At 33.5% G+C, this 23,537-nt stretch carries 25 protein-coding genes and 2 pseudogenes; 10 read left to right on the top strand and 17 right to left on the bottom strand.

What is annotated here, in order from left to right:
* Positions 1-22: 22 nt before the first annotated feature.
* Both LXM54_RS20360 and LXM54_RS20355 read left to right on the top strand, forming a co-directional pair.
* Positions 23-346 carry a winged helix-turn-helix transcriptional regulator gene (locus LXM54_RS20360; RefSeq protein ID WP_233317063.1) on the top strand — a complete coding sequence of 108 codons (324 nt, stop codon included), beginning with the start codon at positions 23-25 and terminating at the stop codon, positions 344-346.
* A 262-nt stretch (positions 347-608) separates the two neighbouring features.
* The gene (locus LXM54_RS20355; protein ID WP_233317062.1) at positions 609-1,274 is read left to right on the top strand and encodes an NAD(P)H-dependent oxidoreductase; all 666 of its coding nucleotides are present in this window, start codon (positions 609-611) and stop codon (positions 1,272-1,274) included.
* A gap of 432 nt (positions 1,275-1,706) precedes the next feature.
* Here the strand turns inward: LXM54_RS20355 and LXM54_RS20350 are convergent, their stop codons facing one another.
* Positions 1,707-2,198 (bottom strand): hypothetical protein, encoded by a 492-nt coding sequence (locus LXM54_RS20350; protein ID WP_233317061.1) that lies wholly within the window; start codon positions 2,196-2,198, stop codon positions 1,707-1,709.
* A 344-nt stretch (positions 2,199-2,542) separates the two neighbouring features.
* Entirely contained in the window at positions 2,543-2,668 is a 126-nt protein-coding gene (locus tag LXM54_RS28070) for a hypothetical protein (protein ID WP_267913449.1), read from the bottom strand.
* A gap of 89 nt (positions 2,669-2,757) precedes the next feature.
* On the opposite strand from LXM54_RS28070, the gene LXM54_RS20345 reads away from it, so the two are divergent.
* Positions 2,758-2,949 (top strand): hypothetical protein, encoded by a 192-nt coding sequence (locus LXM54_RS20345; RefSeq protein ID WP_233317060.1) that lies wholly within the window; start codon positions 2,758-2,760, stop codon positions 2,947-2,949.
* 26 nt (positions 2,950-2,975) lie between these two features.
* Positions 2,976-3,263, top strand: coding sequence for a hypothetical protein (locus LXM54_RS20340; RefSeq protein ID WP_233317059.1), 288 nt, complete (start codon positions 2,976-2,978; stop codon positions 3,261-3,263).
* A gap of 204 nt (positions 3,264-3,467) precedes the next feature.
* Here LXM54_RS20340 and LXM54_RS20335 read toward each other — a convergent pair whose 3' ends face one another.
* Positions 3,468-3,806: a hypothetical protein gene (locus LXM54_RS20335; protein ID WP_233317058.1), complete on the bottom strand. Its 339-nt coding sequence runs from the start codon at positions 3,804-3,806 to the stop codon at positions 3,468-3,470.
* Positions 3,807-4,154: 348 nt separating this feature from the next.
* Between LXM54_RS20335 and LXM54_RS20330 the strand changes: the two genes are divergently transcribed.
* Entirely contained in the window at positions 4,155-4,373 is a 219-nt protein-coding gene (locus tag LXM54_RS20330) for a hypothetical protein (RefSeq protein WP_233317057.1), read from the top strand.
* 668 nt (positions 4,374-5,041) lie between these two features.
* On the opposite strand, the gene LXM54_RS20325 is transcribed toward LXM54_RS20330, so the two are convergent.
* From LXM54_RS20325 to LXM54_RS20300, 6 genes are all read right to left on the bottom strand, one after another.
* Entirely contained in the window at positions 5,042-5,512 is a 471-nt protein-coding gene (locus tag LXM54_RS20325) for a hypothetical protein (protein WP_233317056.1), read from the bottom strand.
* A 476-nt stretch (positions 5,513-5,988) separates the two neighbouring features.
* A complete protein-coding gene (locus LXM54_RS20320) occupies positions 5,989-6,468 on the bottom strand; it encodes a hypothetical protein (RefSeq protein ID WP_233317055.1) in 480 nt (159 codons plus the stop codon).
* 360 nt (positions 6,469-6,828) lie between these two features.
* The gene (locus LXM54_RS20315) at positions 6,829-7,782 is read right to left on the bottom strand and encodes an NAD(P)-dependent alcohol dehydrogenase (RefSeq protein ID WP_233317054.1); all 954 of its coding nucleotides are present in this window, start codon (positions 7,780-7,782) and stop codon (positions 6,829-6,831) included.
* Positions 7,783-8,157: 375 nt separating this feature from the next.
* Positions 8,158-8,898: an oxygen-insensitive NADPH nitroreductase gene (gene nfsA / locus LXM54_RS20310; RefSeq protein ID WP_233317053.1), complete on the bottom strand. Its 741-nt coding sequence runs from the start codon at positions 8,896-8,898 to the stop codon at positions 8,158-8,160.
* A 96-nt stretch (positions 8,899-8,994) separates the two neighbouring features.
* A complete protein-coding gene (locus LXM54_RS20305; protein ID WP_233317052.1) occupies positions 8,995-9,582 on the bottom strand; it encodes a TetR/AcrR family transcriptional regulator in 588 nt (195 codons plus the stop codon).
* 572 nt (positions 9,583-10,154) lie between these two features.
* Positions 10,155-11,030 (bottom strand): LysR family transcriptional regulator, encoded by an 876-nt coding sequence (locus tag LXM54_RS20300; protein ID WP_233317051.1) that lies wholly within the window; start codon positions 11,028-11,030, stop codon positions 10,155-10,157.
* A gap of 109 nt (positions 11,031-11,139) precedes the next feature.
* On the opposite strand from LXM54_RS20300, the gene LXM54_RS28325 reads away from it, so the two are divergent.
* Both LXM54_RS28325 and LXM54_RS20285 read left to right on the top strand, forming a co-directional pair.
* On the top strand, positions 11,140-11,898 hold the full coding sequence (locus LXM54_RS28325) for a tautomerase family protein (RefSeq protein ID WP_325169590.1): 759 nt from the start codon (positions 11,140-11,142) through the stop codon (positions 11,896-11,898).
* A 411-nt stretch (positions 11,899-12,309) separates the two neighbouring features.
* On the top strand, positions 12,310-13,140 hold the full coding sequence (locus LXM54_RS20285) for a YitT family protein (protein WP_233317050.1): 831 nt from the start codon (positions 12,310-12,312) through the stop codon (positions 13,138-13,140).
* Positions 13,141-13,224: 84 nt separating this feature from the next.
* On the opposite strand, the gene LXM54_RS20280 is transcribed toward LXM54_RS20285, so the two are convergent.
* Positions 13,225-13,614 (bottom strand): hypothetical protein, encoded by a 390-nt coding sequence (locus tag LXM54_RS20280; protein WP_233317049.1) that lies wholly within the window; start codon positions 13,612-13,614, stop codon positions 13,225-13,227.
* Between the two features lie 195 nt (positions 13,615-13,809).
* Positions 13,810-14,346 (bottom strand): hypothetical protein, encoded by a 537-nt coding sequence (locus LXM54_RS20275; RefSeq protein WP_233317048.1) that lies wholly within the window; start codon positions 14,344-14,346, stop codon positions 13,810-13,812.
* Positions 14,347-14,509: 163 nt separating this feature from the next.
* Here LXM54_RS20275 and LXM54_RS20270 point away from each other — a divergent pair, with 163 nt between their 5' ends.
* Entirely contained in the window at positions 14,510-14,881 is a 372-nt protein-coding gene (locus LXM54_RS20270) for a VOC family protein (RefSeq protein WP_233317047.1), read from the top strand.
* Positions 14,882-15,093: 212 nt separating this feature from the next.
* On the opposite strand, the gene LXM54_RS20265 is transcribed toward LXM54_RS20270, so the two are convergent.
* Complete coding sequence (locus tag LXM54_RS20265) at positions 15,094-16,269, bottom strand: diguanylate cyclase domain-containing protein (RefSeq protein ID WP_325169591.1); 1,176 nt, start codon at positions 16,267-16,269, stop codon at positions 15,094-15,096.
* A gap of 380 nt (positions 16,270-16,649) precedes the next feature.
* Between LXM54_RS20265 and LXM54_RS20260 the strand changes: the two are divergent.
* A pseudogene (locus tag LXM54_RS20260) lies at positions 16,650-16,791 on the top strand (GNAT family N-acetyltransferase); the annotation flags it as partial.
* A 115-nt stretch (positions 16,792-16,906) separates the two neighbouring features.
* Here LXM54_RS20260 and LXM54_RS20255 read toward each other — a convergent pair.
* The 5 genes and pseudogenes from LXM54_RS20255 to LXM54_RS20235 all read right to left on the bottom strand — a co-directional run bounded on the left by LXM54_RS20255 (position 16,907) and on the right by LXM54_RS20235 (position 21,212).
* Complete coding sequence (locus LXM54_RS20255) at positions 16,907-18,352, bottom strand: DEAD/DEAH box helicase (RefSeq protein ID WP_233317046.1); 1,446 nt, start codon at positions 18,350-18,352, stop codon at positions 16,907-16,909.
* A 238-nt stretch (positions 18,353-18,590) separates the two neighbouring features.
* The gene (locus LXM54_RS20250) at positions 18,591-18,812 is read right to left on the bottom strand and encodes a hypothetical protein (RefSeq protein ID WP_233317045.1); all 222 of its coding nucleotides are present in this window, start codon (positions 18,810-18,812) and stop codon (positions 18,591-18,593) included.
* Positions 18,813-19,140: 328 nt separating this feature from the next.
* A pseudogene (locus LXM54_RS28555) lies at positions 19,141-19,458 on the bottom strand (methyl-accepting chemotaxis protein); the annotation flags it as partial.
* A gap of 630 nt (positions 19,459-20,088) precedes the next feature.
* Positions 20,089-20,652 carry a CBO0543 family protein gene (locus tag LXM54_RS20240; RefSeq protein WP_233317044.1) on the bottom strand — a complete coding sequence of 188 codons (564 nt, stop codon included), beginning with the start codon at positions 20,650-20,652 and terminating at the stop codon, positions 20,089-20,091.
* Positions 20,653-21,005: 353 nt separating this feature from the next.
* Positions 21,006-21,212, bottom strand: a complete 207-nt coding sequence (locus tag LXM54_RS20235) for a hypothetical protein (RefSeq protein WP_233317043.1) — start codon at positions 21,210-21,212, stop codon at positions 21,006-21,008.
* Between the two features lie 618 nt (positions 21,213-21,830).
* Here LXM54_RS20235 and LXM54_RS20230 point away from each other — a divergent pair.
* Entirely contained in the window at positions 21,831-23,240 is a 1,410-nt protein-coding gene (locus tag LXM54_RS20230; protein WP_233317042.1) for a phospholipase D-like domain-containing protein, read from the top strand.
* Positions 23,241-23,537 lie beyond the last annotated feature (297 nt).

Genomic DNA, 23,537 nt, shown 5'->3' with positions numbered 1-23,537 from the left:
ACATACATTTGGAGGGAGAAATATGAAGAAAACAATGAAGTATTCGTCTGATTGCGCACTATCTAAAGTACAGAAATTAATTGGGGGAAAGTGGAAATTAATTCTCTTATGGTATATTTCCGAACAACCAAGAAGGTTTGGAGAGATGCATCGGAGTTTCCCAAATATGACACAATCCATGTTAACAAAGCAACTCAGAGAGTTAGAAAATGATGGACTATTACATCGTGAAATTTATAAAGAGGTTCCACCTCGTGTAGAGTATTCTTTAACGGATCTGGGGCAACAGTTTGTACCGATCCTTCAATATATGTACGATTGGGGAGAGAGCCATTTAAAAGAATAGCTTAAAGTAAGTAGATCGATATTGAAAAGGTTAACGTTGTTCGCCATTTAATAAGCGCTTTGACGTATTAAGTATTGGCCGTATGTATGGGATGGACCTCAACAAATTTAATTTGAGTTAAAGTATGTATAGAACAACTTTATAGTAATTTTTTATCCCCTTACTATCAAAAAGTGGAGTATATATTAAAAAAAACAGTACTTTTGTTTTTTGATAAAATGTTTCAACATAAGAGTATACTTCAAGAAAAGAGGGAGAAATAATGCACAATGTAGTTGTTTTATATGCCCATCCTTATGATGGAAGCTTTAATAAAGGAATATTAGATAGAGTTGTTAAGACATTAGAGAAAAGGGGCGCAAATGTAAAAGTTAAGGATTTAGTAAAAATGAAATTTAATGCTACCATGCAACCCGAAGATTTAAAAGCAGCAGTCACAAAAGAGTACACTGAAGAAGTCAAAAGAGAACAAGACGACATTCTTTGGGCAGATACACTTGTTACAATCGCTCCAGTTTGGTTCGGGTCAGCTCCTGGTTTCTTAAAAGGCTATTTCGATAAAGTCTTTATCTCAGGATTTGCATACAAAGATGGGGAAGGGCTTCTGAGAGATAAACGTGTTTTCTCTCTATTTACCTTTGGTGCACTTGACCCATATCTTGGCTTAACTAATCAGTACAAGGTACTTGAAATGCTTTGGGATAACATTTTCGGAATGGTAGGCTTTGTAGATGTTGCCTTGAAGTATTTTACTCAAGTTCCTTCTACTACAGATGAAAAAAGAAAAGAATATTTAGACGAAACTGAGGAGTTCATTAATCAGATTTTTGATACTAAATTAGGAGAAATCGGTTCAACTGGAAATGCCCGATTACTAACGAAATTGGCATCGAGAGGGTATCTAAACGGGAAGATTGATATGGAGTAAGTTCCTTAACTATTTTGCAAATTGCTTACTTCGAAAGCATTCTTGGTTAAACAGAAGAAACAGGTTATGAATATATGCTTTCATCTTTCTTTGCAAATATCAGTTACTAGTAAGCACAAACTCTTTTGTGAAAAAAGTTCTATTCCGTTAAAACAGCCGACTAGTCACCGGCTGTTTTTTCATCTCATCATATTTATATAAAGTGAATTGCTGTGATGATATTATCTTTCCCCTGAAACTCTTTCAGTCGGATACAACAAAGTGATGTATACAGTTTTTATTACAGGGTTTTTCACAATTAAACTCTACGTACTTGCCTGTTTGTAGGTAGTATTATTTTTAATCATTTTTAAAATCTTTGTTAAACAAACCTCCCTCGTTACTTTTATAAGCAAGTTTTTTTACAGGAACCAAAAAAATAGAAGAATGACATCACTCTTCTACGAAGTCAAAGTCAAACATACTTGGATCATCAAAATGTCTATCTTCATGGAATTCATAATTATTTTGTTTGCCTTTTTCATAGGCAACTTTGAAATCATTATTTAACAAAGCGACCTTCTTTTCTTCTTTAAGTATGTATGCTGAGAGTAAATAAGCTTTTGTTTGAGACATTTGCCCTAAATAGCCTTTTAGAACAACGGCAGTATATTCTATATCATTGAATTTTCTTCTGAAATGATAGTATTTTTTACTCCTATCTTTCTCTTTAATAGATAGAACATAGTCTGGATCTTCAACTAATTTTATTATTTTTTCTTCGGTAATCTCAGGATGCTTATGAATAATATGGCTATATAGTCTGTGTTGAGACAAATACACCTTGTTAAAGCCCAGATTTCTTTTGTTTGGGGTTTTAAAAATAAACCCTTTAACTTGTGAACAAGCTTTATCAAAGTAAATATCGACTAATTTTAGCTGCATTCTAACACCTCCTTAAATAAATATATAATATATTTCCAAAGATAAAAAATAATAACAAATAAAACCACCAGAGTACAATTGATATAAGACGTTTCCTGATATTAACTTATCAAGACTAAATTTAAAATATTATAGATAAAATAAGGAGTCAAACATATTAGACAGATATAATATGTTTGATCCCTTTAACAAACGCGCCCGATTGTTGAATATTATAGACCTGTTGAATTGCCCCCTAATGCTATCATTTTAATTATGTACCTAATTATCAAGCTTGTTGTTGAGAGAGATTTTAAAAAATAAAAAAGCCTATCTAGCAAGATAGACGTAACACATGCTAAGCTTTAAAGAGGCTGGTAACTCGCCTTACGTGATTTTACTTTCACACTAATTTTTGTAATATAAGCTTTTTCCTCTTTTGCTGAAATCGAGTGCAGTAAATATTCCTCATAAATATCACCATCTAACACCAACTGCTCCTGTTCTAAATAAGTGAGTAGCGTATGATTTGTCTGTATGATTTCATCATAAGGTCCTTGATGATACCTGTGTATCATTAATGCTTGGTGTTAAAACACATAATTTGCGAGTAGCACTTGTTACGGAAGGATCTGGCGGTATTGGACATGCCATCGTTAAAAAGTTAACTGCTATTGGATTTACTGTTGCTGCACATTACTCTGGCAAAAAGGGGAAAGCAGACACTATTGTAGAAGAGGTTATAAAGCAAACGGTAAAGCAATTAGCATAGGTGGATATGTTGCAGATGAGAAGGTTATGCAAGAAGCGTTCGCTGTAGTTGAAGAAAAATTTGGTGGCATTGATGTTGTGTTCAATACAGCAGTGATCATGTTATTCAGCTCAATCGTAGAGCTAAACTCAGCTGAATTATGTAAAATGCACCGTACAATCATTAGCAGAACTTTTGTAATATCCCAGCAAGCGGAGCGATGTGTTCGCAAAGGTGGAGAAATTCATTTGTTCGAATTAAAAAATGATGCAATTTATGAAAAACTTCAATTAAATATAAAGCAGCAGAAAATAACGAGAACAAATATTGAATAATACCCACCATGTTTGAAAGGTGGTATTCTTCATTTATATAATAGTAGTCAAAGTAAACACTCCCTATTTGCATATTAACTAGTAGAATAATTAAAAGCCAAGAATCATTCTTGGCTTAATAATTTAAGGTGTATACGGTTTGCTTCTTTATTACGAGTAAGACGGATCACACCATGCCCCTATCTATTCGTGTGAACTCTAAACTCAAAAGTTTTCATTTAGAGTGACATCAAAACCTGGATTGTTTGCTTCATCATCCTCTAAATAATTTAGTAAATCTTCAACAACATGCTGGTGGTTATAAAATGCTCTGTCTGCTGGTGTTAAATCATTTGCTCCATTTAGTACCTCCTGTGTAAATACTGGTGGTGAATTTAACGATGTAGCTAATTGAAAAGCAAGTTCGCTCATTTCGTTAAACGATTCATTATAAGCTTCTCCATAACCTCCAGCACTGTTACCCTTTTTAACTATGTTAAAGCTTTCTTGCAAACGCTGTTTAAGTCCTTCTTGTTCTGCTGTTAGATTAATTCTTTCTCCCAATATAATCACCTCGTAGAATATTTTATAAGTTTACTATTCCCTTAGTATCATTTATTACTCCTAATTTAGTAATCTATCTTATTTCTTTAACAGGACAGCATTCTTAAAAAGTTCTCTTATGGGACAAACGCCCCCTATTGTTTAAGTGTAATCTTTCACAAAGTTGGTTTTTACCTAGTATATTTATTAGTGAAATTTGTTATCTTCACTTTATTTGAAACAACTATTGAACATGTATATGACTATGTTAAGGTTTAAATATGCAAATCAAATTATGAAGAATTCAAAATGAGAAAGGAGGTAAATAATGAATCTTTATGGCTACTTATCAAATATATATGGTGATAAATGGGAAAAAATCGTGTAGGGATTTTTGCAGGAAAAGGACAACATGAAGTAGTAAAAGCAGGTTTAGAACAAATTAAAACATTAGAAGAATGGGATCAGTTAGCTGCACATGTTTTTGTTGATAGAAGTATAGTTATTTCCGAAATGGATGCGCAGGATGCATTGTTTGTTCTTCTCAATCAGATATTGGAAGATGATGATGAACAACCCATGGCATAATTCTATTCTAATGATAGATATGGATCCTATTTGGTTATTTTTTAGCCAAGCAAAACCATCAGATAAGTAACCATAATGGCTATATTGATATGAAAACTATTCACAGATAAATCTCAATTATCTATGATAAAAAATACAGTTAGTTTAAAATTTATTAATTACGGAGGAGAAATTATGAATAAAAGCCTTTTATACATTCTTTTATCAGCAATTTTAATATCCTTAATCTTTATAGGTATAGAAATATTCCAATTAAATAATGCAATAGAAGAATTAAGCTATTCAATTGATAAATTAAGAATACGGATTCCTGAATAATTATTTATCCCCCACCTCCCTTAAACCTTATAGAGTATGTTGTTCATTCTACTAATCATTAAGTGGACTATTACTTTTTTTGGAAGGTACCTAAATATAAATTAATTTCAAAATGGTGAAAATAGTAAAAGGATAACTATATGATGATAATCTATACTTTCGCCTAAATATATTTAGTACAAAAAGATTCCTAACCAAAAGTTAGAAATCTTTTTGTAGCATCACAATCAAAACTTGTACACAATTTCACTTCCACTAAAATGCCATGTTTCTTCCATAAGCTAGTTTTTCATGAGTTCAGGAATGTTATACAGAACAAAAAAGCTAGCTTTGCGATAGCCTTTATACAACTATGTATGGTTTTTAAATGGGTAGCGTTCTAAAGATAAAACTAAATTCTTAAATTCATCAATATCTTTTGTTGCCCACTGATTTCTATCCATTTCGCGTATTACTTTCTTTGAAACGGATAATAACGAATCTTTGAGTTCTTTAAATAAGAATGTTCCTTTAAAACTGTCATTAAACTCATCTTCATATCTAAAATTCATTTCTACATGTTCATCATCTATTTTTTTTACAAGAACTTCTGGTGGGCCATCCATAAAATCCAATTTATAAGTTGTTCCTATTTTAGAGATATCTACACCTCTAATAGATTTAATCCACCATGATAAGATGATTACCAAAAAATCATCCCATCCTTCATCAGGAAAATATCGATGATAATCAATACTAAAATATATCGTTCCAGTAATATTTTTACTTCGATTAATTTCTAATGAATCTAAATCAATATTTAGAGAAATATGCTGTACCAATTGATTCATCCTTTTTGCTTTTGATTCCTTTGTTATTCGCTAAACTGTTTCAAATTCCTTCTTTCACTATCCTGCTCTGACTGTTACATATGAAAAGGACTTTCCTAGTTAACTAAGGAAAGTCTGTTAATTTAACAAGAAATATTATTTTTCAAATCTAACTAGCGTTTTTTCAGGTATATTAATTTGGTTAATACAAAATTATTGATTTGGAGAGTTATTTCACTCTCACGGTTATCAGCTTTTTCTCCTACCCAACAAATATACAATTCAAAAAAATCACCATTCTTTATATGATTATCCATAATTTCACATAATCTTATTAGCTTCTTTTTTGATTGTGCACAAGTTTTCTGGTTCATATATTCACTAATTTCTATTCCCCAATGACTTGATACTTCATAGACATAAGGAGTAGTAAAATGATACTTTTTTACATTTAGCAACAAAAGAAATCATATGACGATTTATACCCATTAGGTTAAGAATATATCATTAATCCATACCATTCCTAAAAATAAAAGAAAGGCGATAACAGGAATTGCTAAACTTTTAATTGCATCCAACCAGTTGTACGTCTTCCTACGTTTTCTAATTATTCGATCTGTAGTAAAAAATATTACTGCTGCTCCAAGACTAATTAAAAATAAGATTAATCCAAAAACAATATGTAAAGCTCCTGAAATTATAAACTCTGTCCTATCATCTTTCGTTTTGTTTGCAAGTGATTCTCCAACCTTATCACTAATAATTGATGTAACTACACCATAAATTAAAATTACTGGAAAACTATACATAAAATAAGCTGGAATAATAGAAATCGTTGAAAGTAAATATGTTTGGATTGTATTGATATTGATGTCACCAAAAGGATCGGGAATAATAAATCCTAATAAAATTGCAAAGATAGTACCTGAAATTGATGCTGATATTATTTTTCGAGTTAAAATATTCATTCCCCCCTACTTTACCGACTCCCTATATTTTACCATATTATATTCTTAAGTTTTTCACTTCTTCTGCTATCCTGCCCTGTTAGTGCCAAAGTCCAAAAAGGGGCATTAATCCTTCTTGGATTAATGCCTCCTATTGTTTAAGTGAATTTCGTCACAAACTATTCGCTTAACAATCTATTTTTATACAGGATGCTTCCCCGTTTGTTCAATAAAGAACTAATTATTTAATAAGAAAAGGCGGTTAATCCTTCTAGGATCAACACACCAATTAATTTAAGTAGATTCTTCAATTAACAATTAAACTTGTTTGTTTAAATGGAGATCACTACATAAATTCACTGTCGAATATGTATATATACTCTATCTGACTCTAAGTACAATCTTTCCCTTTGTATGCCCACTTTCAATGTGCCGGTGAGCCTCAACAATCTGTTCTAAAGGATAAGATTTTTCAATAACAGGTTTTAATTTTTCTTGTTCCACAATGTTGCTTAAAAAATCCAAATCTCCATCATTGGGTTTTGTAAAATGGGTCTTTGCTTTTTTGTTACCTAAAAATGAACCTATCATCACTTGAAATGGCTGGGATTTAGGGGAAAATAGATGTTCAGTAATATATAAACCTTTCTCTGTTAAAGAACGTAAGCAACTGAAAAATGTTCGCTTACCAACAGCATCCAGAATAACATCGTATTTATTTCTATGATTAGTGAAATCTTCCTTAGTATAATCAAGGACATAATTGGCCCCAAGGTGCTTAACCCAGTCTAAATTGGAGGTACTACAAACTGCAGTAACTTCAGCTCCATAATATTTTGCGAGTTGAACAGCAAAGTGCCCTACACCTCCTGAAGCTCCGTAAATGAGAATTCTTTGCCCTGTCTTTATTTGTGCTACGTCTCTCAATGCCTGTAACGCAGTTTGAGCAGCACAGGGAATGGCAGCAGCTTCTTCAAATGTTATATTTTTAGGCATATGACTTAGGAAATTCTCACGGGGAGTGACATATTCAGAATGAGACCCGAAGCAACTTCCAAAAACATGATCACCCACCTTAAATTTGCGAACATTTTCACCGACAGCCTCAATAGTCCCCGCAACATCTATGCCGAGTATGGGATTTTTGGGTTTTGTTAGTCCATTATCCAACCTTGTTAGTAAATAACCCTTTCGATACAAATAGTCTAAAGTGTTGACAGATGCACTGTGTACACGAATTAACACCCTGTCTTGTTCCTTAATGGATGGTTGCTCGATATCCTTTATACCCATTACTTCAGGAGGACCATAACTACTATAAATTGCTGCTCTCACCTGCATACCTCCAAATAATTATATTTCGCCTTTAAATTTATAAAAAAACACCTTATTCTTATCATATGATTTTTTGGGAATATTCGAACTTTTCAACAGTGATTTTTTTAAAAAATCTCTGTACTTCAGCATCACTAACAACGAAAAACCTTCTGATAAATAAAATGTCCTTTAGAATCTTACTTTCAAACAAAAACGTGACAAAGGAACTTCTTATTAAGATTAAGTTCTTATTCAGATAATCTGCCACGTTTGTGACACAAGAAGGGTTCTATCCATTTATTACAGGAATGTTGCCCTTTTAATAACATAAAAAAGCAGCTGCCATAGGCAACTGCTTCTATTAAAAAGGAATTTATCACCATAAATAAAGCATTAACGTTTTGCCCATCCTTTCCTATTTAGGAAATCTTTCATAAAAGATCTTGGATGACGAGCAAAGCTTCCAATTGCTGTTTTAGACCATGTACGATTTGATTTACTTTCTGAACGATTTGCATAGTACAATTTAGTCGTTTCATCATACTGTTTTAATATCTTTTTAGTATCGCTGTTATAACGATTTGTATGATAAATGCCTTCAAATGGAATCCTCGGTTTTGTATCATTTCGTTCATTTGGGTAGCCAACGACAAGCCCAAATACGGGGAAGACATACTCAGGAATATCAAGTAACTCCGATATTTTTATGATTCCGTCTCTAACTCCACCAATATAACAAACACCTAACCCCATAGATTCTGCAGCAATGACCAAGTTTTGAGCTGCTAAAGTAGCATCTATAGCCCCTACCAAGGCAGCATCTATTCCCTCGATTGTCTCTGAAATATCCATATCTAGTTCTTCTGCCATTTGTTTATGACGATTTACATCCGCACAAAATACGAAAAAATGTCCACCTTCTGATATAAAAGGTTGATTTCCAGCATGTTCTGCTATCTTTTGTTTAAGTTCTGGATCCGTTACACCAATTATGGAATATGCTTGCTGAAAGCTTGCAGATGATGCTGCTTGTGCAGCAGTAACTAATTGTCTAATTTGATCCTCCGTTAAAGCTTGCTCAGTAAAAGAACGAACAGACACATGGTTTAGGATTGTTTCAATAGTTTGGTTCATTTTTTTAGTTCTCCTTTAATTATGTAATTTTTTGCAGTTTCACTTAATTTTTGAACAATCAGTACAAAAATATGACAAAAAAAGTGGCAAACTCAATTAATAGATGCTTGCCATAGTACCCTCAACGATTTGTTCCGCCATATCACGATTTCGTGTAGTGACATTGAGAGTTCGGAGACCATAGTAACTGCATATAAATGTTCTTGATAACTCTAATGCTGATCTACCAGATGTAATCTCTTCGGACTGTATTCCTTCCTCAATCACAGAATGTAGAACACTTTCCAAACGTTCTACATGACGATTTGACCAAATTTCTACAATGGAGTCTGTTCGACCACGCTCCATCGTGGCATTAATTAAAAAACAACCTTTACTTGAATCCTCAAAGTCTTTTTCCACGGCCCATTCCAACAAACCGCGCAATCTTTCTTTTACAGGGACAGGACGTTCCAGGATAGCTGTCTGCACCTGAATCCAATGCTCATGATAACGTTGGAGCGTTTGCTCATACAATTCATGCTTACTTCCAAACGTATTATATAAGCTTCCTCGACCAAGCCCTGTACTGCTGCATAAATCCTCCGTGGAACATGCTTCATACCCTTTTAACCAAAAAACATTCATTGCTGCATCAAGTACCTCAGGCTTATTAAATTCACGAGGTCTTCCACTTTTACTCATGTTGTCTCCTTACATAAAAAGTAATATTAAACACAGTATATATATTTTGTAACGTTCAGTCAACAATTAAAAAACGCTTACTCCATTTGGTGAACTCCTACTAATTGCGATTTGTTTTTTATCATTCAGCTATCCTTCATCAATTTGTTACCAAAGAACTTTCTTTCCATAATTGCTATAAAATCAAAAGACTCTCCATATTAGAGAGTCTTTTGGTTATTCGGTTATTTTCCACATGAATAATTAATTATTTTCTACTTTGTTGACCTTATTCCAAGCTGACATAGCAAAAATTGCAATAGCTTCTCCAATACCATAAAGTCCTTTAATTAAAAACTCCATCAGATAATTTCAACTCCTTTACTATAATTCCCAACAATCGATAAAAAAGGAAACAACGAATATTCCTTTTACTACTTATACGTATTACTCACAGTTTAGTTCCTTTTAAATTTCTTATAGCTAATCTGCCAAGTTAGTGACTGAAAAAGAAGCATTAATCAATGCCCTCGTTTGATTAAACGAACCTTCTCATGTTATCTAAAAATGCACTTCAAAGCTTATACGCCGTATTATTTTTTTAGACCATTTCTTAAATATTTTAAAAGCAATTGTTTCGCAGAAGTAATAGTATCATTTCTCATATTTCTCATGATACCTATGGTAATATCTGAATTGCTTATCTCTACATCTAATTTAATACAATTGTCTGGAATAGGGATGGAGGAGACAATTACACCTATTGCTCTATCTATTAATGTAACAAACGTCGGGATTGCCGATAACTGACTTACTGTATAACAAAAGGGCTTATTAGAAATGCTTAGAAGTTCTTTTTCTAACTTTAATTGATAAATACAGTTCTTTCCTCCAGTTACTATTGGATAATCACAGAGCTCTTTTAAACTATGTTTTCTACTGTTTTTAGCTAAAAGGTGTTCCTTTGAAACGATAAAAGCTAGCTGCTCCTCATATAAAGGTTCAAACATATATGGAAATTGTCCAGGTATTTCTGCGCATATAGCAAAGTCTACTTCGTTTTTTTCCAGAGCAGTTGCTAATGAATTGGTATTACCTACAATAAAATTGCATGCAATATTAGGCTTTTCCTTACTAAATAGTGCTAGTATATGGGGTACTATATTTGTTATGGACTCGATTATTCCTATATTAATAGTTCCAACTTCTTCTTTTTGTATTGCTTTTGCCTGTTCAACAACAAATTTCCAATGGTTGATTAAATCATCCACTTCCTCAGCAAATATTTTTCCAGCAGGTGTTAATTCTGCTTCCCACCCTCTATGAAAAAGAACAATTCCTAATTCCTTTTCTAATCTTTTAATTTGATTCGTAATGGTTGATTGGGCATAGTGGAGCGATTCTGCAGCTTTAGAAAAGGTCCCTTCTCTTAGTATCGTTTGAAAGGTGATGAGTTCTTTTAAATCCATTTTTTTCTCCTTCATCGATAATATTGAACTAGTTTAATCAATTAATTCAATTATATAGATGAAGAAAGATAAATTACAATGATAGTAGAAACTTGAAGGAGGGAATTACATGCCATTTATTAATATTAGCTATCACGAAGAGCAATATAGTGAAACAGATTTACAATTTATAAGTACACAAATCCAGAACTCTCTAATAAAAGAATTTAATGTACCACCTGATGATTTTTTTCAAGTATTTCATTCACACAAAAATGAACAGTTTCATTTCAATACCGACTATTTAATCAATGAAAAAAGAACAAAAAAACTTTTGTATATACAAATCACTTGTGGAATAGGCAGAACTATTGAACAAAAAAAGAATTTATACAATACAATGACTGAAAGTCTTTTTCAAAACAATATTGTCACTAAAGGAAATGTTTTTATTATTCTTAATGAGACTCCATTGGAAAATTGGTCTTTTGGCATGGGCGAGGCACAAATGGTTATGAATCAGTGTTCTCCTACTACAATAACAAATGAAAATCACTTAAATAATAACCAAATAAAATCAAATATTAGCAGTGAGTTAGGAGATTTAGCTCCTGCCTTTGTAGATTTTACTGAAAATGTGCTTTTCGGTGATTTATGGATGAGGAATGACTTATCTTTGCGAGATAGAGGTCTGATTACACTTTCTTCTTTAGTTACAGCAGGTAATATAGAGCAACTACCATTTCATATCAATTTAGCAAAGGAAAACAACATCTCTGAAAATGAAATAATCGGGTTAATTACTCATCTTGCCTTTTATACAGGCTGGCCAAAGGCAGCCTCGGCTCTGAACAAAACCAAAAATGTATTTTCACCACAATCTAAATGATTAGAGTGTGGTGCTTATGCTCAATATGCTTTAACTATAAAATCTAATCTGGCAAGTTATTTTCAAAGCCAAAAAGGGGCATTAGTTCTTCTTGGATGAATGCCCCCTAGCAAAAGTTTTCTAGTCATCGATTTTATCATTTTGTCCCACGAGTCTAGCCCCCAATTCCAATAAACTGAAGCAAGCAAGATAAAAAAACTCAGTGAAGCTACTTCTTATACTCATAAAGTATTCATCAGCATTTAGATCAATAACATAGTTTTTATTTTTCATCCTCATTGTCAAATAATTTTATAACCAAACTCTTTATACCTGGATTATTTTTTCCTATAATGATTAGATTCCTCCTCTTCGTCTGGTATAATTTACTCTTACAATATAATTTTAACTATATAGATAAGGAGAAACGTCATGAAGAAATACTTAATAGATATCCTTTTCCTTGCGCTAGGAGCACTTCTTTTTGCTATCGCAGTAAATGTATTTGTCATCCCAAATGATTTAGGAGAAGGTGGGGTAACTGGGCTTACGATTATTAGTTATTATTTATTTAATTGGTCACCCAGTATTGTAAGTTTCTTGTTAAATGCTGTCATAATCGCAGTTGGACTGAAATTCTTCAGTAAACAGACTGCTATTTATACTATTATTGCTGTTTGTTTTAATTCATTGTTTTTACATATGACTGAATCATGGTCTATTCCAACTGGGGAAATTATGGTCCATGCTCTGTTTGGTGGTGTGCTTACTGGTGTAGGTCTTGGCTTAATCATCAGAGTGGGAGGCACTACTGCTGGTACTACTATACTAGCGAAAATCATCAACAAATATTTAGGCTGGAGTGTAAGCTATAGCTTATTAATTTTAGATTTAATAGTCGTGTTCTTCTCCTATTTTATTATTGGTATCGAAGGGGTTATGCTTACGGTTGTCATGCTTTATGTGGGAACGAAAACGATGGAATTCATTATTGAAGGAGCTAACCGGCAAAAAGCGGTTACTATCATTTCTGCTCATTCTAATGCTATAGCTTATGAGGTTAGCACTAGAATGGAGCGCGGGATTACCGTCATTTCTGGACATGGATATTACACGAAAGAAAATAAAGAAGTTCTGTATATAGTGATTAGCAATCAAGAGATTATTAAATTAAAGAAGATTATTAAACAAATAGATAACGAAGCTTTTATTACGATTCATGATGTCAGAGATGTCTTTGGCGAAGGATTTAGTGCGATATAAGGATAACAAAATGTAGAAATGATTACACCAAAAGGATACAAGCTGTCGTTCAGCTTGTATCCTAACAAAATGTTATCCATAAGACTATTCTTTCTTTAAAATCATGTTTTCCGTGTGATTATCCCATTCAACAATCACTTTTACCTCGGAATTTTTATTAACTTTGGCGTTTGTCGTATTAGCTTCAGCAGTATCTTCATAAACACCATTTTCCCCCAGTACTACATCACCAGCACTAAATCCACCTGCGTTTGTTTCTACTGTATACGAAAATTCCTCCATATTTTTTGCATTTTCTCCCTTATACTGGAGGGTCATATGCTGTTTTTCATTATCATCGGTTGTTTGCGTAACCTTTAATTCTGCAGTCCAATTGTCTGACTCCCCAGTGAAAGTAAAAGCATCGGAACTACTGCTGCAGCCGGATATAATCAGTAAAAAAACTAACGATAAAGCAGACATTATCCGATTCATTAGGTTCCCCCTTATAAAGCAATTTTGGTATTAATAAATACGTTCAACAAGGGTTTTAGTTTCAGAATAATCTAGATATTCCCTAATAATTGTTAAGTTAATTTTCAAGATAAATATGTTGCTGGATAGTCCGTTAGCCGCTCAATTCAGGCCCAGGCTGACTGCTTCTGTTCCATCTCTTATCAGCCTTTTTTCTCATTTAACATTCCAAATTATCTTGATAAAACCAGATGGCTCTTTAAGAAAATTATAAGGAGACAAGTTCTCATAACGATAGCATTCGTTAGGGTATGCTTCGTCAATCCTAAATAACTCAAGTACATCTTGTTCAAATGCAATGCCACCCATTTTAAAATCATATTGTAAATACAAACTTTGAAGAAATTCTGTAAAGCATGGACACTCCTCTTTTTTAATACCTATTTGATTCCATTCTGGTGCATCATATTCAGCTCCATAAAACCAAAAATTAACCAAAAGCGCATTTGATGAAACCTGGTCTATTTGTAAGGTTGACTTTCGTTTCCTTGATAAATACACATATAAATTTAATCTTAATGAGTGTAATTTTACCAATTGTGGGTCTTCTTCATTAAAGGCATAACCACTTTCAAAAGCATTAATTATTTCATCTATATTTTGATCTACAATGTCCACCTTAACTGACAGCTTAGATAATTCATTTATTATATCTTGTATCGTTTGCTTCTTTTCTTTTTTAATTTCCAACAAGAAACTGACTTCAAGGAAAGGACCTCCTTTGCAGCCATTGAGACGACTCCATTAATCATTCCTCCTACATCTGCTAACTTCGATAGTCGCTGGTTTTCAAGCACTGTTTTATAGTAAAATAAGATAAAGTTTTTTCCAAATTTTTAAAAGAGGAGAAGAACAAATGAAACTAGGTGCATTTTCTGTAAGCTTAAACGTAAAAGACATTGCTGTATCTAAGTCCTTCTATGAAAAACTAGGGTTTCAATCATTTGGTGGTGACATAACTCAAAATTGGCTGGTTTTGAAAAATGGAAACTGCATTATTGGGTTATTTCAAGGGATGTTTGATAAAAACATCCTAACCTTTAATCCAGGCTGGAATGAAAATGCTGAAAACCTTGAAGCGTTTACAGATATTCGGGACATTCAAAAACAGCTTAAGGCGGAAGGAATAAACTTTCAGAATGAAGCAGATGAAGCAACGAATGGACCAGCACATTTTTTCATTGAAGATCCAGACGGAAATCAAATCCTTGTAGACCAGCATCGATGAAATAACTAAAACATACATAAAAAAAGACTTGTGAAGTTAAATTGTGCTCTTTTCTAGTAAATATATATGAAATTCCCACTATATTTAGCCATAAAAAGACACCCCAAAAGTTAGATTTTAACTCTAACTTTTGGAGTGCAGCACTATGGCTTTGACGTTTAATTTATGATATTTTCATTAACATAAAGCTTGCTCAACTGCTAATGGCTTTTTTAATTGTCTCTTAAAAAATTGTTCTTTCCGGTTCGTTTTATCCGATACATCGCATTGTCTGCTTTTTTAATCAATGCCGCAAAATCTGAACCATCATTCGGATACATACTAATACCAATGCTTCCAGTCACATTTAATGAATATCCGTCTAGTTGAAAAGGTTCTGTTAATGCTTCTAAGATCCGCCCTGCTTTTACGTTCGCTTCCTCTTCGGTGCGGATATTTTCCAGCATGATGATAAACTCATCTCCGCCATATCGGCAAACAAAGTCCGTTTCCTCCACACAGTTTTTTAGGAGAGCTGCCATCATTATAAGTAATTGATCTCCTATTTCATGACCGAGATTATCATTAATTTCCTTAAAATTATCTAAATCCATAAACAACACCGCAAATCTTTCATGATCTGCTGGGTTTTCAATTAATTGTGATAATTTATAGTGGAGTAATCTCCTATTTGGCAAATTAGTTAAGGAATCATAATGAGCTTGGTGATATACTACTTTTTCAAGTTCCTTTCTTTCCGTAATATCGTGGGCAATGGTAGATAAGAACTCAACCTCACCGTGTTCAGATTTATGTGCCACAATTATTTGAGAAACAGGTATTGCTTCTCCATCCTCTTGAAGGATTGTTGTTTCTCCTTTCCAATGGCCCTTTTCTATCGCAGTAGGTATCCCCTCTAGCTTAATAACATCCGTCAACCAGCTTTGATTTGCTTCCCCACTTCCGCTATTGTCTCCAAGCATTCTTCGGGCAGCAGGATTATAATACAGACTATTGCCATTCTTGTCTAAGGTTGCAATAAAGTCCGGAGAAGCCTCAATAATATCTAATAGCTGCTGCTGCCTGCGCTCAGCCTGTTTTCTTAACGTAATATCTCTGTCTATTCCTCTATAACCGATACATTTTCCTTCTAAATTTATTATGGGAGAACCACTAGTTTCTAATATTACTTCATGTCCATCACGATGAAGATTAATGTTTTCTAAGCTTTTAATAGGCAAAGTATTGGCTAGATGGTATTCAAAAACTGGTGCAATACGCTTCGCTTCCATTGGCTCCATTAAATCAAAGGGCGTTTTGCCGATTACCTCTGAAGGCGAATATCCTAATATATCCTTAATCTGCGGACTAGCATACGTATAAATACCATTTTCATTTACTTCCCATATTCAATCACTTACATGCTCTACTAACACACGAAATCTTTCTTCGTCTGTCACATAGTCATCTTTCTTTCCCAACCGATCTTCCATTGTTCACCATCCAAAATTATTTGAATTAATGGAATTATTATACCAAAATGAGGAATCTTGGTCTTCTGTAAATTTATCCCTGTATTTGGTTCTTGTTTCTCGCCTAGATTGAACTAATATAATAAAATCCCATTAATTGTATATTAAGATATTAGTTGAAGGAAGAACTATGCGCAGATATAAATATCTTCCCCTGCATTACACACATATGGCGGTAAAAATATTGATTACAGAGCTACGAACAGACAGATTACTATTAAAAAAATGAGTGTCTCAGACTCACCTAGTTTATTTAAAAAGTGGAACCTGCAAATACTAATTCAATTAGACTTTTAGAAAAGTTGAATTTTCAATTTGAAGGTACATTAAGAAAATCCGAAAAATCAAAAGAGATATTTATTGATTAAAAATCTGTATTCTAGATTAGCAACAGATTAACGTAAACGTTGAAAAGCCTATACTCAGAGGAGTATAGGCTTCTTCATTTATTGTTGCTTGCTTTTTTTCTAACTTCTATTTAACGTCTATTTCTTATGCTTATTAATACGGAATGTTATTTAATTGCTTTGCTGACCCTCAGCTTTTTACCTTTAATAGTTGCATTCTCCATTGCTTGTAGGACCAGTGCCCCCTTACCGTTAAGAATGTCAACATATGACATACTATCATGGATAGTGATAATTCCAATATCATCTGCTGTTACACCTGGAATTTTGGCGATTGTACCAACAAAATCTACTGGACGAATCTTTTTCTTTTTACCTCCGTTGAAATGAAGTTTAGTGATGCCTTGATTTATTCTGGCTGTTTTATTATTTCTAACGACACGGCGTCCGCTGATTTTTTCTTCAAAGGCAGCCTGGCCTTTAGCCACTTCCTGTGTTGTTGGAGCTTTCATTTCAAGCAACTCAAAGCCAATATATCTTTCAATTGCTTTTAAGTATTTGCTCCCGTAAGATGTTGTGAACGTAATTGCTTTACCTTTATTGCCGGCACGACCAGTTCTTCCTGTTCGGTGAACATAGCTCTCTTTTTCCATTGGTACGTCATAATTAATGACTAGTGTTACATTATCCACATCAATTCCTCTTGCAGCGACGTCAGTAGCAACAAGATAACGAAAATTCCCCATCTTAAAACCATCCATCACAGCAAAACGATCTTCTTGCTCTAATCCTCCATGGATTTTTTCACACGAATAATTGGATTCTTCTAACTCAGCAAACACAGTATCTACATGTTCTTTCGTATTGCAGAAAATAATACAGCTATCTGGATTTTCTATAACGGTTACTGCTTTTAGCATGGAAAGCTTATCAGCTTCCTTGACTTCCATTACATGGTGTTCAATCGTACTTGTTGTAACCCCTTGAGAAGCAATCTCAATATTAACAGGGTTTTTCATATATTTATGACAAAGACTTTCCACATCTTTAGGCAATGTGGCCGAGAATACCATTGTAACTCTATCTAAAGGTAGCTTGTTTATAATCGTTTCTACATCGTCAATAAAACCCATATTTAGCATTTCATCTGTTTCATCAATAATCAGATATTTCACCTGATCCAGTACTAGCGTTCCTCTTTCAATATGATCCATGACACGTCCAGGTGTCCCAACCACTACATGCGTTTTTTGCTTTAGTTCCTCTTTTTGCTTAGAAAAAGGTTCTTTTCCGTAAACGGCCGTTGCTTTAATTCGTTTAAATCTGCCTATATTCGTGATATCCTCACGCACTTGAGCAGCAAGCTCCCGAGTCGGTGTAAGAATTAACGCCTGAGGCAGTTTTTCCTCCCATTTAACCATTTCACAAATTGGTATACCAAAGGATGCTGTCTTGCCGCTACCTGTTTGCGATTTTACGACAAGATCAAGATTCTCCAACGCTAACGGGATGACTTTCGTCTGAACTTCTGTGGGTGTTTCGTATTTTAAAACAGATAATGCTCTCGTTATTTCATCACTTAAATTAAAGTGGTCAAAACCTTTTTCACTCATAAAAATAACCTCATTTTTTGTATTATTTGATTTATGTATAGGATTCTCTCCGAAGAGATAGTATATGCGAAACATGCATATCCTTTTATTATACTTGAAATAACATCATAATGGGCAACCCTTCATTTTTAATGTCTATTTGTTTCTAAATAAGGTGTTTTTTAAAAACAATTGCACAAAAAAACTCCACCTAACGCAAACAGATTTTACCGCTAGGGGAGCATATCATTTCGTTTTATTATATGACATTCACTAATTTATTAATGGAACGAATTGCCGATTCTATATCGTCACAAATTTCTATAACGGAGGTATTTAAACTTTTTAGTTCATAACAACCATCTATATAACTTATCACAAGTATTGGCGCGCCATCATTGCCATTGAAAATCATGTTAATCTCAGATGTATGATACTGCCTTAATGTATTCAGCATCTCTTTTGTATGGTCTAAAGACATTTAGTGTCCCCCTTTCCCATTATAAAGGGAAGGTGACTAATAAAAGTCTGGTAGGACCCCAAATAATATAATTTTTATTATCTTTACCATAACATGGGATAACCAGTTAAGTAAAGCAGGTTATATACCTGCTAACCAAATCTAGCCTAGAGACTTTCCATAAATATAACTCATAAAAAAAGGACATTAATCCTGCTTGGAAAAATGTCCTTTTTATTTCAATTACCGCAAAATTTTACGAGTGTCCAACATAAAGATAATCCACTAAATTGTAATATTTTGAAATAAAGATATTGATTAGTTTCGTATCGCTTTTAAGGTACACTGGCTATTTAACTAATTCTTTCATATATGCAAACACATCGTTGCTTTGTTTATCTAATTTTTGCATTTCCTCTAAGAAATCTACCATTACAGTGGACTGCTCTTCAGATGAGGCACTTACTTCCTCGATGCTTACTTTTAAATTCTCTATACTACTTTTGATCTCTGATAAAGATCCGCCAATTGTTCCAACTGCTTGTTTTGTGTGTTCAGAAAGTTTTCTTATTTCTGTTGCAACTACTCCAAAGCCTTTGCCTGCCTCTCCAGATCTAGCTGCTTCAATTGCCGCGTTTAGTCCTAACAGGTTTGTTTGTGTAGAAATTCCTTCAATGATAGTCACTAATTTTCCGATTTGCTGTGTATTATCATTGGCTTTAACTGCTTGTGATGTAATTTCATTACTTGTAGCTGATAATTCTTCTGATTGAGCAGCAACTATTTGGACTTTTTCATGAAGTCTGCTAATGATAGCATTTAACTCACTTAACTCTCGATCCAGCTTTTCCTCAATTTCTAATGTCTTAGATATAGAGAACAACCCGATAACTTCCCCTGTTTCTGGATCCTTTATTGGTGTTACAGTGGAGAAAAATGGAATACCATATGCTTCTTTTGGGACGTATTGTTCTACTTTCCCTTCCTTTAATGCACGCATTAAAAGCTCATTTCCTGGAACAAAAGCAGGGTCCCCGACTTTTATATTTAATGGAAGACTAGTTGAAGGTGAAAAATAGATGATATTTTGTAAATCAGTGATCATAATCGCAGTAGTATGACCAATTGTTTCTTTCATTATTGGTCCTAAATAAACCAAAGATTGTAGTGTGTTATGCATTATATGCCCCTTTCTAGTAATGACTACTAACTATATCGGACATAATAAAGTTCTTTTAAGTAGTTTTGGCGAAGAAGGTAAAGACAGCTGCTTTCAAGCAGGTAAAATAATTCCACTTCATCTAAGTGGTTTAGTAGCCTTACTATGAACCAAAAAATGAGCTACTAAATAGATAATGATAAAAATAGGAAAGGAAAGAACCGGACTCCACCCTGGATATTTTGTATAACCTAATTTTATAAATAAAGGTTCTGCTAAGAATGCTGTCATGCCAGCAAAAATAGAAGCTTTAATGAGTGCATGGACTTTAGGCTTAATTTGGAGAAAAAACATGACTGTAATCGGCATTAATCCAAAATCCCATGGTATAAAATCAGGCATTAAAGGGACTAACTTATTATAGTATCTCCACAAACCCATTGTTACCCCCACATAGTCTAACCATGTAGAAATGAACATAGCCCAAAGTCCTCCTAACAGTAACCTAGTGCTGCTTTCCTTTTTTCTAAAGACAAACCATACTATCCATGGAATGATTGTCATCAATAATGAAGTCCACCAACCGAAGGAAAATAAAATATGATCTATCCAAATTTCTCTTAAATCATCATGGGCATGCTCTAATACGATATATTTTGCGTCAATTAATTTTTTTATTTTATCTGGAGGATTAAAAACCATACAGAGAACGTCCTTTCTTCAATTCTAGGGTCTTCTTATTTTCAACTCCTAAAAATTGTTTATTCTATTTTTTTAGACAACCACTCCTTATCATTCCAATGGATTTGGCCATTTAGTGAAATGATGTATTGTTCTCCTTTTATTTTTGCAGTGGGATAAAATAAGAACCTAGCTTAACCTACTTCAAGGACAAATTTAAAGGGCGATGAAGTCAGTACTGACTCATCGCCCTTTACTTAGAAAACAAATTATTTGTTCATTAGATACTATTTACCTGCAAGAAAACTTCAAATTTTTATGGATATACTTCCTACTATGTAAAAATAAAATTATTTGCGGATATATGTGAAGAATTATGTCCGCTTATAAAGAGCCCATAAATCCTTCTGTTTCTGGTATACATTTTCATTATCTAATTTAAGACGCTTCAACCTTCTTTTTAACATTAAATTAGTTGGATCTTTCTGGAGTCTTTTTATTATTTTTAACGATCTTGCCCTATTATTACATAGCTCTTTATTTAATTTTTCGATATCAAGGAGTATATAGCTTTTATTCATAGTAACTCCCCTTTTTTTTACAGATTTACTTAACCTTCTACCCTCTTTTATCAAATTGAAACAAAGATACCTATTTATTCCCTGAAAAAATAACCCAAAACTTTCCAGCATTGTTTAAAGCACTTAAATATACATACTAATTCGAACTGTGCTATTCTGAAACTACTTTAAAATGATATTATTTCTTACAGTTACGCATCTCTTTCTGTATTAATCAAATATTGTTTTTTTGAATAATATTGAGGATGATGTCATATAGAATTCGGTCAAAAAGTAATCTATCAGGGTAAAATCCATTTTGTTTTTTTTGACTATGAAAACGGTTTGTTAGAAATTCAAGATCCAAAAACGAAAGCTGTAATTTTGACAAAATACGATGACATAATTAATCGAATAAAATAATACCGTCGCTGACGGTATTTTTTTTATGGCTTTAATTCCAACCAACACGAACCGTTCATTCTTCAGCCCCTTATTGACACTTGCATTAGAAAGCACATGTCCTTCAATGTTTTTCTATTTGTTATTTCATATTCTAAAAAATGTTGCACAAACTATAATCATTAGTTACGGCCTTGAAAGGAGAGAAATTCCATAAAAAAGATTAGGAGTGGCGTAATGATTATTCTTATTTTTTATTTGCTTTATATTATTGTATTCGGCATTGTCATCTTTAAAGAAAAAACTCCGCAAGTAAATAACTCCTATAAGGAACAAAATAAAGTGGAAAGATTTTATGGAACGGAGACGTCACAGGATCGTGTGATTTTGTTGGAAGAAAAGACGTTTTCAGGCTACGCTCGTGTTAACTTAATGGAAAATGCAAAAGAAACAATAGATGTCGCCTATTATGCGATTCATAAAGGATATATTACCGATTTAATATTAGGAATGATTTTAGATGCTGCAGATCGGGGTGTCAAGGTAAGGATTCTTTTAGATGGGATTTCCCATGGTCTTAGATTCAGTCTAAAAGATGATTTATTTGCCTTAGTTAATCACCCTAATATTGAAGTTAAATTTTATGAACCATTCAAGCCTTTTCTCCCTTGGACATGGAATAATCGCTTACATGATAAACTACTTATTATCGATAATAAATATGCCGTTATTGGCGGCAGAAATATAGGCAATCGTTATTTCGTTCAGGAAGGTGAAAAGGCCCCAACAAATGACCGCGATGTTTTGATTATTAATACAAATACGGAGACAAAAGAGGGCAGTGTTCTGAACTCAATGGAAGGATATTTTAATGAGGTCTGGGACCATCCTATCACAAAATATCCTTATCATAAGCTTTCTTCCCGTCAACAAAAAAAAGCTAAAGAAGCCGATCAGCAGCTAAAGAAAAAACTAGACGATTTGCGTAATACAGATAAAAAATTATTCAATAACTATTATGATTGGTTAGAAATGTCGGTAGCTACTAAAAAAGTAACTTTTATCCATAACCCTATCCAAAGATTTAATAAAGAACCTTGGGTTTGGTATGACTTAACGAATCTCATGAAAAATTCTAAAAAGTCCTTAGTTATTCAAAGCCCGTATGTTATTCCGACAAAGCCTATGCTTCCTTATATGGAGAAGATAGATATTCCCGCAGAAAAGACTACCATATTAACGAATTCATTAGCTTCGACAGCCAATGTAGTAGCCTATTCAGGGCATATTAAGCATATTAACGGAATGGTAAAAAGAGGCGTAAATATATATGAATATCAGGGGCCTGACTCTATCCATGCTAAAACATTTATATTTGACGATCAATTAAGTGCCATTGGTGCATTCAATATGGACTCAAGGTCGGCCTTCTTAAATACTGAATCGATGGTAGTTATTGATAGCGTTGAGTTCACCAGCAATCTGGAGAAGGAAATGAATCAGTATGTTAAAAAGAGCTTAAAGGTTGCGCAGGACGAATCTTATATAAAAGATCCCGATTTAAAACCAGGTAAAGTTAATTGGTTTAAATCTTTCAGTGTAAAAGGGCTATCCTATGTGACCGGTTTATTCCAGCATTTATTATAAGCTTGAGCTGGTTACTGCTCTTACTGATTTGACCATTTAAAGACAACTATAAAGAGGTTGGACAAAACAAAAGATAACCTATCTATACACGACTAATAAAATTACATCTAAATTTGAAAAATGAAGTTTGTGACTAAATAGAATATGGCTTTAAAATAAGTTCGTTTCATTGCGCTCTCGTCCACTCGCTTTCCAGCGGGCAAAGCTTGAGCCTCCTCGTCTCTTCGCCTGCGGGGTCTAAAGCATCCTCTATTTCCCGCAGGAGTCGAGTGTCCTCCGCTCCATTCCTCTAAGTTT

Source organism: Bacillus sp. Au-Bac7 (assembly GCF_021341655.1).
GTDB lineage: Bacteria > Bacillota > Bacilli > Bacillales > Cytobacillaceae > Niallia.
This window is presented reverse-complemented; position numbering and strand designations above follow the sequence as displayed.